The sequence below is a fragment of the Mycolicibacterium sp. SMGY-1XX genome, assembly GCF_059132455.1.
The window spans coordinates 1,980,831-1,995,327 of the sequence record NZ_CP101139.1 but is presented as its reverse complement, the minus strand read 5'-3'; the positions used below and the strand labels follow the sequence as shown (position 1 = coordinate 1,995,327).

15 protein-coding genes and 1 riboswitch are annotated in these 14,497 nt (G+C 66.6%); of the genes, 3 read left to right on the top strand and 12 right to left on the bottom strand.

All coding sequences use genetic code 11. The features are described 5' to 3' along the window. Positions 1 to 34: 34 nt before the first annotated feature. Positions 35 to 1,414 (bottom strand): MFS transporter, encoded by a 1,380-nt coding sequence (locus tag NL241_RS09780; protein ID WP_494398278.1) that lies wholly within the window; start codon positions 1,412 to 1,414, stop codon positions 35 to 37. Between the two features lie 142 nt (positions 1,415 to 1,556). On the opposite strand from NL241_RS09780, the gene ilvC reads away from it, so the two are divergent. Next, positions 1,557 to 2,633 (top strand): ketol-acid reductoisomerase, encoded by a 1,077-nt coding sequence (gene ilvC, locus NL241_RS09775; RefSeq protein ID WP_487691301.1) that lies wholly within the window; start codon positions 1,557 to 1,559, stop codon positions 2,631 to 2,633. Continuing rightward, entirely contained in the window at positions 2,630 to 3,082 is a 453-nt protein-coding gene (locus tag NL241_RS09770) for a hypothetical protein (RefSeq protein WP_494397409.1), read from the top strand. The genes ilvC and NL241_RS09770 overlap by 4 nt, the downstream gene beginning before the upstream one ends. On the opposite strand, the gene NL241_RS09765 is transcribed toward NL241_RS09770, so the two are convergent. The 10 genes from NL241_RS09765 to NL241_RS09720 all read right to left on the bottom strand — a co-directional run bounded on the left by NL241_RS09765 (position 3,066) and on the right by NL241_RS09720 (position 12,218). Then, complete coding sequence (locus tag NL241_RS09765) at positions 3,066 to 3,818, bottom strand: FadR/GntR family transcriptional regulator (RefSeq protein WP_494397408.1); 753 nt, start codon at positions 3,816 to 3,818, stop codon at positions 3,066 to 3,068. The genes NL241_RS09770 and NL241_RS09765 overlap by 17 nt on opposite strands. A 185-nt stretch (positions 3,819 to 4,003) precedes the next feature. Continuing rightward, positions 4,004 to 4,852: an energy-coupling factor ABC transporter ATP-binding protein gene (locus tag NL241_RS09760; RefSeq protein ID WP_487691296.1), complete on the bottom strand. Its 849-nt coding sequence runs from the start codon at positions 4,850 to 4,852 to the stop codon at positions 4,004 to 4,006. 10 nt (positions 4,853 to 4,862) lie between these two features. Next, positions 4,863 to 5,600, bottom strand: a complete 738-nt coding sequence (gene cbiQ, locus NL241_RS09755) for a cobalt ECF transporter T component CbiQ (protein WP_494397407.1) — start codon at positions 5,598 to 5,600, stop codon at positions 4,863 to 4,865. Further along, complete coding sequence (locus NL241_RS09750; protein WP_494397406.1) at positions 5,597 to 5,953, bottom strand: energy-coupling factor ABC transporter substrate-binding protein; 357 nt, start codon at positions 5,951 to 5,953, stop codon at positions 5,597 to 5,599. Before NL241_RS09750 ends, cbiQ begins: the two co-directional genes overlap by 4 nt. Beyond that, positions 5,946 to 6,626, bottom strand: a complete 681-nt coding sequence (locus tag NL241_RS09745; RefSeq protein WP_487691290.1) for an energy-coupling factor ABC transporter permease — start codon at positions 6,624 to 6,626, stop codon at positions 5,946 to 5,948. Before NL241_RS09745 ends, NL241_RS09750 begins: the two co-directional genes overlap by 8 nt. Positions 6,627 to 6,681: 55 nt before the next feature. Beyond that, positions 6,682 to 6,768: riboswitch (adenosylcobalamin (AdoCbl) riboswitch) on the bottom strand. A gap of 47 nt (positions 6,769 to 6,815) precedes the next feature. Beyond that, a complete protein-coding gene (locus NL241_RS09740) occupies positions 6,816 to 7,562 on the bottom strand; it encodes a FadR/GntR family transcriptional regulator (protein WP_487691289.1) in 747 nt (248 codons plus the stop codon). 96 nt (positions 7,563 to 7,658) lie between these two features. Then, positions 7,659 to 9,377: a methylmalonyl-CoA mutase family protein gene (locus NL241_RS09735; RefSeq protein WP_487691287.1), complete on the bottom strand. Its 1,719-nt coding sequence runs from the start codon at positions 9,375 to 9,377 to the stop codon at positions 7,659 to 7,661. After that, positions 9,374 to 10,366: a methylmalonyl Co-A mutase-associated GTPase MeaB gene (gene meaB, locus NL241_RS09730; RefSeq protein WP_487691285.1), complete on the bottom strand. Its 993-nt coding sequence runs from the start codon at positions 10,364 to 10,366 to the stop codon at positions 9,374 to 9,376. The genes NL241_RS09735 and meaB overlap by 4 nt, the downstream gene beginning before the upstream one ends. Further along, positions 10,363 to 11,796 carry a phenylacetate--CoA ligase family protein gene (locus tag NL241_RS09725; protein ID WP_494397405.1) on the bottom strand — a complete coding sequence of 478 codons (1,434 nt, stop codon included), beginning with the start codon at positions 11,794 to 11,796 and terminating at the stop codon, positions 10,363 to 10,365. The genes meaB and NL241_RS09725 overlap by 4 nt, the downstream gene beginning before the upstream one ends. Next, complete coding sequence (locus NL241_RS09720) at positions 11,796 to 12,218, bottom strand: cobalamin B12-binding domain-containing protein (RefSeq protein WP_487691281.1); 423 nt, start codon at positions 12,216 to 12,218, stop codon at positions 11,796 to 11,798. Before NL241_RS09720 ends, NL241_RS09725 begins: the two co-directional genes overlap by 1 nt. Before the next feature lie 127 nt (positions 12,219 to 12,345). Between NL241_RS09720 and NL241_RS09715 the strand changes: the two genes are divergently transcribed. Then, positions 12,346 to 13,377 carry an enoyl-CoA hydratase/isomerase family protein gene (locus NL241_RS09715; RefSeq protein ID WP_494397404.1) on the top strand — a complete coding sequence of 344 codons (1,032 nt, stop codon included), beginning with the start codon at positions 12,346 to 12,348 and terminating at the stop codon, positions 13,375 to 13,377. On the opposite strand, the gene cobA is transcribed toward NL241_RS09715, so the two are convergent. Beyond that, complete coding sequence (gene cobA, locus NL241_RS09710) at positions 13,310 to 14,491, bottom strand: uroporphyrinogen-III C-methyltransferase (protein WP_494397403.1); 1,182 nt, start codon at positions 14,489 to 14,491, stop codon at positions 13,310 to 13,312. The two genes, NL241_RS09715 and cobA, sit on opposite strands and share 68 nt — an antisense overlap. Between the last annotated feature and the right edge of the window lie 6 nt (positions 14,492 to 14,497).

Genomic DNA, 14,497 nt, shown 5'->3' with positions numbered 1-14,497 from the left:
CAAGGGCTCACCGGCGGTTTTGTGAATACGGAACCTACTTGACGATCACATCCTCGAGGTCGTTGTTCTTCGTCTCAGGAAGCGCGAGCACGCAGAGCAAGCTCACCCCCGCCAGCGCGGCCAGCAGGACACCCACCCAGATGCTGGAGTAGTTGGCCACGATCTGTGCCGCCAGGATCGGCGGAATGGCGCCGCCGATGATCCCGCCCAGGTTGTAGCTCAATCCTGCACCGGTGTAACGGAATCGGGACTGGAACATCTCCGGCAGCAACGCACCCGCGGGACCGTTGGCGATGCCGTACAGCGACAGGGTGACGGTCACACCGATGAGGAACGCGATCGGCGAACCGGTATCGAGCAACGGGAACAGCAGCAGCGACCAGATCACCGCACCGCCGTAGGCCACGGCGATCACTTTCTTGCGTCCCACCCGGTCGGAGATGATCGCCGCGGCGGCCGTCACCACAGCGAGGACCACGGCGCCGATCATGCCGAAGCCCAGGATCATCGTGCGGGTGAACTCCAGGGTGCCCATGCCGTAGCTGGTGAGGAAGGTGCTGCCGGTGTAGAACATCGAGAACACCGTCGACATGGCCAGGCCTGCGATCAGGATCTGCTTCCACTGGCGCCGGAACGCATCGGCGAACGGCAGCTTCACCGGCGCGGTGGACGCCGCCAGCTTCTCCTTCTCCAGATGCGCTTTGAACACGGGCGTTTCCGCGATGGACAGCCGGATCCACAGACCCACCATGACCAGGATCAGCGACGCCAGGAACGGGAAGCGCCAGCCGTAGCTCAGGAACGCCTCGCTGGTGGCGCCGACGGTCAGCGACACCACGAAGAAGGTGCCGCTGGCCAGGAAGAAAGCGCAGGCCGGCCCGAGCTGCGGGTACACCGCCATTCGCCCGCGTTGATTCTTCGGCGCGTACTCGGCGGTCAGCAACGTGGCGCCGGCCCATTCCCCACCCATGGCCAGACCCTGCAGGAAACGCATCGTCACCAACAGGATGGGGGCCCAGATACCGATGCCGTTCTCGAAGACCCCGAACACGCCGGTGTCGTACCCGGGGAACAGGCCGATCAGCACCGTGGACAGCCCCATCATCAGCAGCGTCCACACCAGGGTGCGTTTGCGTCCGATCTTGTCTCCGAAGTGGCCGAACACGATCGACCCGACGGGACGGGCGAAGAAGGCCACCCCGAAGGTGGCAAACGAGGCGATGGTGCCCATGGCGGGGCTGACATCGGGGAAGAAGACGGCGGGGAACACCAAAGCGGCCGCGGTGCCGTAGACGAAGAAGTCGTAGTACTCGATCGTCGTTCCGATCAGGCTGGCAGCGCCGACTTTCCGAAGACCACGGCGTTGGGACGTCGAATCCTGGTTGGGAGTCAGAGCCGGGCTCTGCTGGTGCATGGGCATCTCCAAAGGTTGGATGGATCTCTATATGGTCCTACCATAGGTGTGGTACACACCACAAGGAGCTCGGCCAAGTTGCCCCAGCCACACCAATGGTCCTTGACGCACTTCATCACCCTCTGTATGGTCCGACCACAGGATGGTCGTCAGCACGGCGACCTGTCTTGAGCAGGAAAGAGATCTGATGGCCGCCGAGATGTTCTACGACGACGACGCCGACTTGTCGCTGATCCAGGGGAAGCGGGTGGCGGTCATCGGCTACGGCAGCCAGGGCCACGCGCAGGCGCTGTCGCTACGCGACAGTGGCGTCGACGTCCGCATCGGTTTGCAGTCGGGCTCCCGCAGCCGCACCAAGGCCGACGAAGAGGGCCTGCGCGTCCTGACGCCCGCAGCGGCCGCCGCCGAGGCCGACGTGATCGTCCTGCTGGTACCCGATCAACACCAGCGAACGCTGTACGCCCAGGAGATCGCCCCGGCACTCGAGGCGGGCAACGCGCTGGTGTTCAGCCACGGGTTCAACATCCGGTTCGGCTACATCACTCCCCCGGCCGGCGTCGATGTGTTCATGGTCGCGCCCAAGGGCCCCGGCCATCTGGTGCGGCGTGAGTACACCGACGGCCGCGGTGTGCCGGTGCTGGTGGCCGTGGAGCGGGACCATTCCGGACAGGCGTGGCCGCTGGCACTGTCGTACGCCAAAGCACTGGGCGGCCTGCGTGCCGGAGGCATCAAGACCACCTTCGCCGAGGAAACCGAGACCGATCTGTTCGGGGAGCAGTCCGTGTTGTGCGGTGGTGCTTCACAATTGGTGATGTACGGCTTCGAAACCCTGGTCGAGGCGGGTTACCAGCCGGAGGTCGCGTACTTCGAATGCCTGCACGAGCTCAAGTTGATCGTCGACCTGATGTACGAGGGCGGCATCGCCAAGCAACGCTGGTCATGCTCGGACACAGCCGAATTCGGCGATTACGTCTCGGGCCCGCGCGTCATCACCCCTGATGTCAAGGAACACATGAAGGAGGTTCTGGCCGACATCGTGGACGGCACCTTCGCCAAACGGTTCATCGACGACCAGGACGCCGGTGCGGGTGAATTCCGCACCCTGCGCGCCCAGGGCGAGCAGCATCCGATCGAAGCCACCGGCCGCGACCTCCGCGGCCTGATGGGTTGGATCCAGCAGCAGGACAACGACTATCAGGGCAGCCCGGCCCGGGCATGACGATGACCGACGGCAGTGCGGGTCCGCAGTCGATGAAGTCCACGCCCGTGGCCTGGAAGATCATCGTGGCCACCGAGGCGCCGTGGGTCGGCGAGGTCTACCACACCCGCCCGGGCAACCACCGGCACCGCTTCGATTCGCTCGAATCGTTCTGCGGCCAATTCTTGGCGGTCACCGGGTGGCCGTTGCATTCGGTATCCCCGGAACCGGCACCACACCCCATCGGCCGCCACTCTCTGAGCCCGAAGCTGCTACGCGAAAATGCCTCAGGCAAGCACAAATTCATTGTATCGGCCGATCAGCCGTGGACGGGTCAGGTGTATCGGACCCGGCCGGGGCTCGGCCGCCTGCACTTCACCACCTTCGAGGGGTTTCTCCGGTCGGTGGTGACCCTCACGGGCTGGACATTCGAGACGACGCCGCCCCAGCGGATCAGCCAGCCCGCCTGAGACCGGCGTCTCGTCCGCCGTGGGTCAGCTGGCTTGCCGTCAGGTCTGCGGCCACCCCACCGTCACCCGCGGCGATCGCATCGATGATGGCGCTGTACTCGTCGGTGACGGCCGAAAGGTTCCCGATGAAGTCGTCCCAGCTCTCGAATTCGGTTGACCGGGTGCGCCGTTGAGCGTCCCGCAACGCCGCCATCAGCACCGCGGACAACCCGTTGCCGGAGGTCTGCACGATGCGGGTGTGGAAGGCCGCGTCGAGGTCGTTGAATGCGGCAGGGGTGCGAGCGGCCCGCATCTGGTTCACCAGGTTACGCAGGACGGCGATGTCCTCGGCAGTGGCGTTGTCGGCAGCCTTGCGCGCCGCCAGGCGTTCGATGAGCAGCCGCACCTCGCCGAGATCTTCTGTACTGAAAGAACCCAGCTGCAGGTGAATTCGTAGCACCATCGCCATACCGGCCACACTGTCTTTGACGATCCGTGATCCCGAGGCCGGACCGGTGCCGGTGCCCGCCTCCACCACACCGATGGCCTCGAGGATGCGCAGTGCTTCCCGCACCGCTCCGCGGCTGACCCCCAGCGCCTCGGCGAACTGGCGCTCAGGTGGCAGCCGGTCGCCGGCCTTCAGGGTGCCCAACACGAGGCGGTGCTCGATTTCAGCCACCACCTGCTCGTGGGTGCGCATGCGCGCCAAGGGCTTCCACTGTGCTGGTGAGATGTGCTCGGACGTAACGTCGGCCACGGTGTCCTCCTGCAGGGATTCGGCGTCCCTGATCGATGGATCTCAGCTGCGGACCGTCAGGTCTGACTTCACCCTCACCTCAGCGGGGTGTCACAGTAGCGCGACTGTGCTGGATTCTCACCAACTTCATCGGGCCCGCGGCAACCAGTCTAGAGCATGAAGAGCCGTCCGGATACCGCCCGTAGCTACTCGTGTCGCACCGGCAACGCCGACTTCAGCGCCGCCCGAAGGGCACTGGGCGTTTCCGGCCGCGCGCCTGCCGGCAGGAGGCCGTCGGCGATCAATTCCTCGCTGAAGGTGATGAGCCAGGGCATGCGCAGTTGGGCGGTCTTGATCAGTTCCGCGTCGCCGAAGATCGCCATCGGCCGGTCCTGCCGCGTGACCCCGTGATCGATCACCGCAATCGAGTCGGCCCAGTCCAACGCCAATGCGGTGTCGTGGGTGGACAGCGCGACGGTGGTGTCGGCCCGTTCCAGGTCGGCCAGTGTGGCGAACAACGCGTCGACCCCCGCCGGATCGACGCCCGCGGTGGGCTCGTCCAACAGCAGCACACACGGTTGCATCGCGATCGCTCCCGCGATGGCGACCCTCTTGCGCTGCCCGAACGAAAGCTGGTGGGTGGGGCGGCTTCTGAGGTCTTCGATGCCCAGCAGCTTCAGCGCGCGATCGACGCGTTCCCGGATCTCGGTGGCCGACAACCCGAGATTGATCGGGCCATAGGCGACGTCTTCGGCGACATCGGCGGAGAACAGCTGATCGTCGGGGTCCTGGAAGACGAGCTGCACCGCTTGGCGGTGCTCGCGCAGACCTCGACGCGACCTGGCTATCGGGCGGCCGTCGAGGGTGATCGCCCCCGAGTCCGGCGCCAGTGTGCCCGCCAGGCACTGCAACAGGGTGCTCTTGCCGGATCCGTTGGCGCCCAACAGCGCGACCCGCGAGCCGGGAGCGATGTCGAGATCGGCGCCGGCCAGTACCTCGGCACCGCGCAGATACCCGAAGTGCAGACCGGCCGCGGCCAGGTGTCGGTGGCTCATGGTCGCTTCCTCACACCAGCGCCAGTGACGTCACCGCGACGACGACGTTCGTCGCGGCCGCGGCGACCACGAAACGTGCTGAGATGGCCGGTTTCTCGGGGCGGGCCAGCGGCGCGCCCAGGTTGCGACCGCTGAGCCCCCGCTCCAGGGCGTGGCCGCGCTGCCAGGCCCGGACCAGGACGGCGGCGGTCATCAAGCCGGCCGAGCGCACCGACCGGAAGACACTCGAGTACCCGAGCCGGCCGACCTGCGATTTGCGCACCACCCCAATGGAATCCAACAGCAGGAAGATCATCCGGTACATCACGGTCACCACGTCCACGCAGGCCGAGGGCACCCCGATCCGGCGCAGGGAGTCGGTGAGGTCGCTCATCGGGGTGGTGGAGGCGAGCAACATCAGCGCCGCGGTGGCCGCCACGGCGCGGGCGACGGTCGCACACGCCCGCGTGATCGCCTCGGCGGAGGTCGTCAGGGTGGGGCCGGACGGATCCAGGCTCACCGCCGTGGACACCCCGGCAACGAGGATGAACACCATCGGGATGCTCAGCATCCGCAGCAGATGGGTGGCGGGCAGCCCGGCCAGGTGCGCCGCCGCCAGGGCGACCAGCAGCACCAGAGCGGCAGCGGGCCACGGGGGCAACACCACCGCGCACGCCAGGAGCCCGCCGCACAGGATCACCTTCTCCAGCACGGACCGGGACCGCCATCGGCTGTCCCAGGCCGCACTGTCGAGGCGTGATCCGATCAAGAGCGGTCGTCACCGGCGACGGGCGCGGTGGCTGGGGTGTTCCGTCGGCGCCGCAGCGCGCCCAGCGCATAACCGAATACACCCGCACCGAGTGCTGCCTGCAGCGCGAACAGTCCTGACTCGACTTCGGCGGACGGCGGCGCGAACACCTGCGCGAACCACGGCTCGTAATCCGGGTGGCCCTCTTCGATGGCCGTGACGGCGGTGGTGTCGGTGCCGACGAACGACTCTTCGGATTCGTCACCGGCGATGCCCTGGCCGATGGTCAGGCACACGATGAAGATGGCGGCTGCGGCGGCCAGCAGGCCGAGGTTGATCAGCCATGATCTCGTCGACTTCGGCGATTCAGACATCAGCAGCCTCCTGCCGCTTGGCGCCGAGCACCCCGAGTTGGGTCAGCTCCGGCTTGGCGACGCTGAGCAGCACCCGGAACACCACCACACCCAGCAGGCCTTCGATGACGGCCAGCGGAATCTGGGTCACTGCGAACACGGACAAGAACTTGACCAGTGCTCCCAGTACGCCGGACTGGGCATCGGGGAACGCCAGTGCCAGCTGGACCGACGTCGCACAGTAGGTCGACAGGTTGGCCGTCATCATCGCCATGAAGATGGCGGGCAGGATGCCCGCGCGGCGCGTCAGACGCCAGAACGCGTAACCGACCCAGGGCCCCACCACCGCCATCGAGAAGACGTTGGCGCCCAGCGTCGTGATACCGCCGTGGCCGAGGAGCAGCGCCTGGAACACCAGGACCACGGTTCCCAGGAAAGCCATCACCGGGGGCCGGAACAACACCGCACCCAGGCCGGTGCCGGTGGGATGACTGGAGCTGCCCGTCAGCGACGGCAGCTTGATCGCCGAGAGTACGAAAGCGAACGCGCCGGCCGCGGCCAGCAACAGCCGCGATTCCGGGCGCTCCCGGACCTCCCGGACAACGGCTCGGGCGCCGTGAACGACAAATGGTGCGGCGGCAATGGTCCACGCCGCGGCGTGGACAGGGGGAAGGAATCCTTCAGCAATATGCATGGGCCACGGTTCTCTCCTGCAGGAATCTCTGCGTTCCTGATCAATGGATTCGACTGCGGGCCCTCAGGTCTGACTTCACTCCCGAAGGGGGTGTCACAGTAGCGCGACTGTGCTGGATTCACACCAGCTTCATCGAGCCCGCGTGGTTATGGTAGGGCATCACCTGAGTTTCAGGGCGATACCCGGGTTTCAGCCGGCCCAGCGCAGGCCGGTGAATCCGACGGCACGGTAGAAACCGACGATGTGATCGCCGACCAGTTGGCCCGCCTGCTCGCCGTTGCCCGCGGCGATGGCATCGACGATGGCGGCGTGTTCGTCGGTCAGCGTCTGCATGGTGGCAGCGGGGTCGTCCAGGCTCTCGAACGCGGTCACCATGGCGTCGCGAAGCGCCTCACGCATGGCGGCCATGAGCACCGCCGACAGCGCGTTGCCCGAGGCCCGCACGATCCGGATGTGGAAGGCCGCATCCAGGTCGTTGTAGGCGGCCGTGGTGTGCACGCCGTGCATCTGCTCGACCAGCTGCCGCAGTTCGCCGATGTCCTCGGCGGTGGCATGCTCGGCGGCGTTGCGGGCGGCCAGGCGCTCGATGAGCAGCCGGACCTCCACCAGGTCCGCCTGATTGAAGGAAGCCAGTTGCAGATGGATGCGCAACACCATCGCCATACCGGCGATGCTGTCCTTGACGATCATCGACCCCGACGAGGGCCCGGAGCCGGTGCCGGCCTCGACCACACCGATGGCCTCCAGGATCCGCAGCGCCTCGCGCACCGCGCCGCGGCTGACGCCCAGAGCTTCAGCGAACTGCCGTTCTGGGGGCAACCGGTCCCCCGCCTTCAACGTGCCTGCGACCAGGCGGTTCTCGATCTCGGCCACCACCTGCTCGTGCGTGCGCATACGTGCCAGCGGCTTCCACTCGGACGGAGTTGCCTCGGACACGGTCGCACCTCTTCTTCTCGAGAAGACCTCTGAGGGGTTGATGGTACCGACCAACCGTCGGGTTTCCCGTGCAGTGGTCGGTACCATCTCGAATCCTCAGAACACCGGTGTTTCTTGGTAGCTGCCGAACACCTCACGCAGCGCACCGGTGATCTCGCCCATCGACAGGTGCGCGCGCACCGCTTCGATGGTCGCCGGCATCAGGTTGGCGTTCTCGTCACGGGCCACCGCGAGCAGGTTTTCCAGTGCGGCCTTGGCGCGCTCGGGGTCGCGGTCGGCCCGGGTCTTCTTGAGCCGCGCGATCTGACGGGCCTCGGACTCCGGGTCGAGCTGGTGGACCTCGATCTTCTGGTCTTCCTGCTCGTCGACGTACTTGTTGACGCCGATCACCGGACGGTCACCGGAGGCCTTGCGCTTGGCGTAGTCGTAGGCGCTGTCGGAGATCTCCTTCTGGAAGAACCCCTGCTCGATGGCCGGGACCACCCCGCCCATGGCCTCGACCTTGTCCATGTACTCCTGGATGCCCTTTTCGATCTCGTCGGTCAGGGCCTCGACGTAGTACGAGCCGCCGAGCGGGTCGATGACATTGGGGACATTGGTCTCGTCGGCGATGATCTGCTGGGTCCGCAGCGCGAGTTTCATCGCCATCTCGCTGGGGATGGTGTACGCCTCGTCGAGGCCGTTGGTGTGGATGGACTGCGCGCCACCGAGCACCGCCGACAGCGCCTGGATGGCGGTCCGGACGATGTTGACCATCGGCTGCGGCTTGGTCAGCGTCGCCGCCGCGGTCTGCGCGTGGAAACGCAGCCGCATCGAGTTGGGCTTCTTGGCCCCGAAGTGCTCCTTCATCATCTTGGCGTAGTAGCGGCGGACGGCCCGGAACTTGGCCACCTCTTCGAACATGTCGGCCTGGGAGACGAAGAAGAACGACAGGCGTGAGGCGAAGGTGTCCACATCGACACCGGCCTTGACCACATCTTCGACGTAGGCCTTGGTGATGGCCATGGTGAAGGCGACTTCCTGCACGGCGTTTCCGCCGGCCTCACTGATGTGGTAGCCGCTGATGTTGACGGGGTTGTAGCGCGCCATGTGCTCGGCACCGTAGGCGATACAGTCGCGCACGATGCGCATGCTCGGCCGCACCGGGAAGACCCATTCCTTCTGCGCGACATACTCTTTGAGGATGTCGTTCTGAATGGTGCCCGACAGCTTGTTGAGGTCCATGCCGCGGTCCTCGGCGACGGCGATGTACATCGCCAGCAGGATCCACGCCGACGGGTTGATGGTCATCGACACCGAGATGTTCTCCAGGTCGATGCCCTCGAACAGCGCGGCCATGTCGGGCAGCACGTCGACGGCCACACCTTCGCGGCCCACCTCGCCGAGGCTCATCTCGTCATCGCTGTCCAGGCCCATCAGTGTGGGCATGTCGAAGTCGACGGACAATCCGGTCTGGCCCTGGGCGATCAGGTACTGGAAACGCTTGTTGGTCTCCTCGGCCTGACCGAACCCGGCGATCTGACGCATCGTCCACTTACGGCCGCGGTACATCGTCGGGTAGGGCCCACGGGTGTAGGGGTACTGCCCGGGCAGGCCGATCTCTTCCCAGCTCTCCGGCAGGTCCTGCGGGCCGTACACACGCTTGACCGGCATGCCCGAACCCGTCAGGTACTCGTCCTTGGCCTCGGGCGCGCGGGCGATGAAGTCGGCGAGCTCGTTGGCTTCCCACTGTTCGAGGTCCGTTTCGGCGCGCTTGCCCAACGCATCGGAGACGAGGCGCACTTCCTCGGGGATCGACTTTTCTTGAGAGGTCATGAGTTTCCTTTTCCTATGTCGGTGGGGTCTACGGCCATGGCGGTGAGCAGTCGGGCGGCGGACTGGCGCGGTTCCTCATCGCGTGCGATCAGGGTGTCCACCGCGGCGTCGAAGTCGGGGCGTCCGACGCGGAACTGGTCGGCGATCAGTGCCTCTGCCGCCCAACGGATCCGGGTGGCGGCATTGCGCCGCTCGACCTCCCGCAGCGCTCCGTTGTCGACCATCCAGGTGTGGTGCTTGGCCGTCTCGTCGATCAGGTCGGCCACCCCCTCGCCGGTGGTGGCGGTGACCTTCTTGATCGGCACGTCCCACTTGCCCGCGAAATTGTGCGCCAGCCGCAGTGATTCACGCAGCTGTTTGACCGTCAGATCCGCGCCCGGGCGGTCTGCCTTGTTGACCACGTGGATGTCGGCGATTTCGATCAGGCCGGCCTTGATCGCCTGGATGTCGTCACCCAGCCCGGGCACGCTGACCACCAACACGGAATGGGCGACACTGATGACGTCGACCTCGGATTGGCCGACGCCGACGGTCTCGAGGATGATGACATCGAACCCCGCCGCGTCCAGCAGGACGATGCCGTCGAGCACCGCGCGGGACAGGCCGCCGGTGGCACCACGCGAGGCCATCGACCGGATGAAGATGTTCTTGTCACCGGCCAGCTCCGTCATGCGGATCCGGTCGCCGAGGATCGCTCCACCGGAGTAGGCGCTGGAGGGGTCGACGGCCAGGATCGCCACGCGCACACCACGATCGGCGTACTCGCGGGCCATCCGGGTCACCAGTGTGCTCTTGCCGCTGCCGGCGGGTCCGGTGATCCCCACGACGTGGGCCCGGCCGCTGTCCTTCCACACTTCGGCCAGCAGTTCGGCGGCCGCATCCGACCGGCTCTCGACCAGCGTCAGGCCGCGCGCCAGGGACACCTGCGACCCGGAGCGGATCCGCTCGGCCAGGCCGACCACCGGCGAGACGGTGGCGGTCTGGCTCATGATGTCGTCTCCCGGTCCAGTGACTCGAACAGGTTGCGGTCGTCGATGACCCGGCGTGCCTTGAACTCGGTGCGCTCGAACGTGTTCGGCGCCACGGTGGCGACCTTGGCGCCCACTCCGAGGACGGTGCGCAGATCTTCACCGACGCGCTTGATCCACACGTCCTGGCTCACGGTCGTCAGCGCGGCATCGAACTCGACCTGCACCAGCAGTTCGTCCATCGTCTTCTCGCGGGTGATGACGATGCGGTGCTCGCCGCCATAGCCCTCGGCGCGCATCACCACCTCGTCGATGGCATTGGGCTGCACATTCTCACCGCGGATCTGGAACATGTCGTCGATGCGGCCGTAGATGCCCTTGGGCAGGAACGGATAGGTCCGGCCCCGCGACGCGTCGGGGGCCTCCCAGCGGGTCAGGTCGTTGGACAGCAGCCGGATCATCGGCTGCGACGTGCGCTCCAGGGTGGTGTACACCGGGGTGCCTTCGCTGCCGTACGGGACGCGCAGCATGGTGCCCGGGTCGCACACCTCGGTGTAAACCAGGTCCTGCCAGGCGAATACGCCCGGCTCACTGCGGCTGGCACCGAGGTGCATCCACGGCGCCACCTCGCCCATGCTGCCGGAGTCGTAGACCTCGACATCGAAGGCGTCGATGATGCGCTGCCGGATCGCCGGCACGCTGGCCCCCGGTTCGCCGGAGAAGAACATCTTGCGCAGCCCGAGGCCGCGCGGGTCGATACCGTTCTCGACGGCCACCTCGGCCAGGCGAAGCGCGTACGAGGGCGTGCCGTAGAACACGGTGGCCGACATCTGCTGCATCCACTGCAAGGTGCGAAGGCTCTGGCCGGCGAACCCGGCGCCGAACGGAAATACGGCTGCGCCAAGACGTTCCGCGCCGCTGTAGGCGCCCCAGGAACCCCAGTACTGGGTCAACGGCGAGCCGATCAGCACCACATCACTGGGCCGGATACCCATCCCCCACATGACACGGGCGTGGGCGTTGGCCACTGCCACCCAGTCGTTCTGGCTGATCCCGAACGCCGTCGGGCGGCCGGTGGTCCCGGAGGTTCCCTTGATGTGCGTGACATCGATGGGGTCGATGCAGAGATAGCTGCCGTAGGGCTGGTGCTCGGCCTGGTCGGCGCGCAGCTCGTCCTTGTAGATCACCGGCACCCGCTCGAACTCTTCGAGCGAGGTGATGTCCCCGGGTTCCAGGCCGGCCGCCGACCACTTCTTGCGGTAGAACGGCGCATGCTCCCAGGCGTAGGTCATCAGCTGCTGGATCCGTTCGAGGATCTTCGCGTCGCGTTGCTCGGGATCCATGGTCTCCCGCACCGGGAACCAGTGCTCCTGGTCGGCCGGGGGCCGGTAGTCGGCGTCGTAACGCGGCGGCCAGCCCCATGACTCCATGTCGGGTTCTGGCGTGGCCATCAGTTGGTCGCCTCCACCGGAGCGCACGCCTTGATGGTCTCGACGATTTTCTCCGGGGTGGTGTCCTGCCCGAGCACGGCGGCCACACCCATCTTGTGGAGTTCGATCTCGTCCTCGTCGGGCATGACGCCGCCGGCGACGATGGCGAAGCGGGGCTTTTCCTCCATCTCGTCGATGATCTGGAAGATCTTGGTGAAGATGTGCATATGGGCGCCGGACAGCAGGCTCACGCCCAGTACGTCGACATCCTCCTGGGTCGCGGCCTCGACGACCTGCGCCGGGCTGCGGTGGAGTCCGGTGTAGATGACCTCCATACCCGCGTCACGCAGGGTGCGGGCGACGACCTTCACCCCGCGGTCATGTCCGTCGAGCCCGATCTTGGCAAGCATCACGCGGATGGGCAGCGCCGACGGTTGGTTCATGAATTTGCCTCTTCTGTGGGACGACCAATCTGTGGTTCTACCATAGACCGGGTACGGTGATGCACGCAACAACCGCGGGCCAAATCGGCGTCCCGCCACATCGAGCTCAGATCAGGAAGGGGCAGTGATGCCGCATCCCTCCACCGACCCGGCGCTGCACATCGACGGGCACCTCGCCACGATCACGCTGCGCCGACCGAAGGCGATCAATGCGCTGCACCCGAAGGACGTGGAGATACTGACGCCGATGCTGAAGCAGGTGGTCGCCGATGCTGACGTGCAGACCATCCTGTTACGCGGCGAAGGTGAGCGGGGCTTGTGCGCCGGCGGGGACATCAAAGAGGTCCGTTCGATGATCGAGTCCGGCAACCTGCACCACCTCGAGGCGTTCTGGTCGGCGGAGTACCGGATGGACCATCTGATTGCCACATGCCCCAAACCGGTGGTGACGATCGCGCACGGACTGACGCTCGGCGCGGGCGTCGGGATGGCCTCCCACACCTCACACCGCCTGGTGACCGATTCGACGCGCCTCGGCATGCCGGAGGTGCTGATCGGCCTGTCCCCCGACGTCGGGGGCCTGTGGCTGTACTCGCGAGCACCCGGCCGCAGCGGAACCTTCGCCGCCCTGACCGCTGCACACCTGAGCGCCGGTGACGCCCTCTACATGGGCCTTGCCGACCACTACGTTCCCGAGCACGAACTCGACGGCGTCGTCGACCGTCTTCGCCATGAGCCCGTCGACGAGGTGCTGCAGAAGTTCGACCATCAGCCGCCGTCGTGGGTGCAGGAACATCGGGACGTGATCGACTTTGCTTTCGGCGCAGGCACTCTCACCGAGATCGTGCAGCGCGCCGCGACCGCCGGCCTACCGACCGACGTACTGACGACGGCCGCTCCCACCGCACTCAACGTCGCCCGCGAGGCGCTGCGCCGGGCCGCCGCGATGACGGATCTGGCGCAATGCCTGCAGCAGGACCTGGTGGTGGGTCTGCACTGCGCGGCACACCCGGACATGGCCGAGGGTATCCGCGCCCGCGTCATCGACAAGGACCGCAACCCGCGCTGGCGTCCCGCCGGACTCGATGAGGTCACCGATGCCGACGTCGAGAAGTTCTTCCAGCCGGTCGGGACGCCGTTGGACGTTCCCGGTTGGTGATCCCGATCAGCGTGTCGAAGGCTGCCACCGCGCCGATGACGGTGATGGCCGGCGGCGACATGCCCGCTTGGGCCACTGCGGCCGCGATGTCGGCCAGCGTGCCGCGCACCAGGCGTTGTCCCACGAGGGTGCCGTTTTCGATTGTCGCAGCGGGAGTTTCGGGTGCCAGCCCGTGGCGCAGGAGTGCGGTGGTGATGGCGGGCAGTGTGGTGACGGCCATCAGGAACACCAGGGTGGTACCGGCCTTGGCCAGCGCGGCGTAATCGACCGTCGAGGCGGGGTCGTCCGGAGGCACATGGCCGGAGATCACCGTGACCCCCTGGGTGAGCCCGCGGTGCGTGGTGGGAATGCCCGCGACCGCGGGCACCGCCAACGCCGAACTGACACCGGGGATCACGGACACCTCGACACCGGCCTGCGCGCAGGCCAGCAGTTCTTCCCCGCCGCGCCCGAACAGGAAGCTGTCGCCGCCTTTGAGTCGCACCACGGTCTTGCCGTCGGTCGCGTGGTCGATGAGGATGCGATTGATTTCGTGCTGCGGAGTCGCCTTGCCGAACGGGATCTTGCCCACGTCGATCACCTCGATACCGGAGTCGAGATCGGCCAGTACCGACACCGGCCCGAGCCGGTCGGTCACCACCACATCGGCCGAGCGCAGCGCCTCCAACCCGGCGACGGTGAGCAGTTTGGGATCACCCGGGCCGCCCCCGACGAGAATCACCCGGCCGGTGTCGCGGTTGCCGCGCTGTCCCTCCCGGTCACGCCAGCACCAGATCCGACGTTCCTCACACGCCGAGGCGATGCGGTCGTCCACCTCGGAGCAGCCTGTCGCCGCGATCGCAAGCCAGGTGTCCCGCAGGTCGGCGGCATCGAAATCGCGCCTGTGCCAGCTCACCAGTCCGCGGGCGGCCAGGTCGGTGATCGTCGCGCCGGCCTGCCGGCTCACCACCGTCACGTAGGCACCCGCCTGCGTCAACGCCGTCACGTGCCGCATCGCGACGCCGCCGCCCCCGAAAACCACTGCGGGACGGCCCATTACATCCAAGGTGAGCCGGTACCCAGGCGTCTCCGTGGCACCGACACCAGTTGTCGCGTCATCCAGCGCAGAAATCATGCGTTC

What these genes read in the sequence shown, in the direction of transcription:
- meaB (WP_487691285.1), bottom strand. Translation starts at nt 10,366, where the DNA reads ATGAGCCAGACCGCCACCGTCTCGCCGGTGGTCGGCCTGGCCGAGCGG.
- NL241_RS09745 (WP_487691290.1), bottom strand. Translation starts at nt 6,626, where the DNA reads ATGCATATTGCTGAAGGATTCCTTCCCCCTGTCCACGCCGCGGCGTGG.
- NL241_RS09715 (WP_494397404.1), top strand. Translation starts at nt 12,346, where the DNA reads ATGCCGCATCCCTCCACCGACCCGGCGCTGCACATCGACGGGCACCTC.
- NL241_RS09750 (WP_494397406.1), bottom strand. Translation starts at nt 5,953, where the DNA reads ATGTCTGAATCGCCGAAGTCGACGAGATCATGGCTGATCAACCTCGGC.
- NL241_RS09780 (WP_494398278.1), bottom strand. Translation starts at nt 1,414, where the DNA reads ATGCACCAGCAGAGCCCGGCTCTGACTCCCAACCAGGATTCGACGTCC.
- cobA (WP_494397403.1), bottom strand. Translation starts at nt 14,491, where the DNA reads ATGATTTCTGCGCTGGATGACGCGACAACTGGTGTCGGTGCCACGGAG.
- NL241_RS09735 (WP_487691287.1), bottom strand. Translation starts at nt 9,377, where the DNA reads ATGACCTCTCAAGAAAAGTCGATCCCCGAGGAAGTGCGCCTCGTCTCC.
- ilvC (WP_487691301.1), top strand. Translation starts at nt 1,557, where the DNA reads ATGGTCGTCAGCACGGCGACCTGTCTTGAGCAGGAAAGAGATCTGATG.
- NL241_RS09720 (WP_487691281.1), bottom strand. Translation starts at nt 12,218, where the DNA reads ATGAACCAACCGTCGGCGCTGCCCATCCGCGTGATGCTTGCCAAGATC.
- NL241_RS09760 (WP_487691296.1), bottom strand. Translation starts at nt 4,852, where the DNA reads ATGAGCCACCGACACCTGGCCGCGGCCGGTCTGCACTTCGGGTATCTG.
- NL241_RS09725 (WP_494397405.1), bottom strand. Translation starts at nt 11,796, where the DNA reads ATGGCCACGCCAGAACCCGACATGGAGTCATGGGGCTGGCCGCCGCGT.
- NL241_RS09770 (WP_494397409.1), top strand. Translation starts at nt 2,630, where the DNA reads ATGACGATGACCGACGGCAGTGCGGGTCCGCAGTCGATGAAGTCCACG.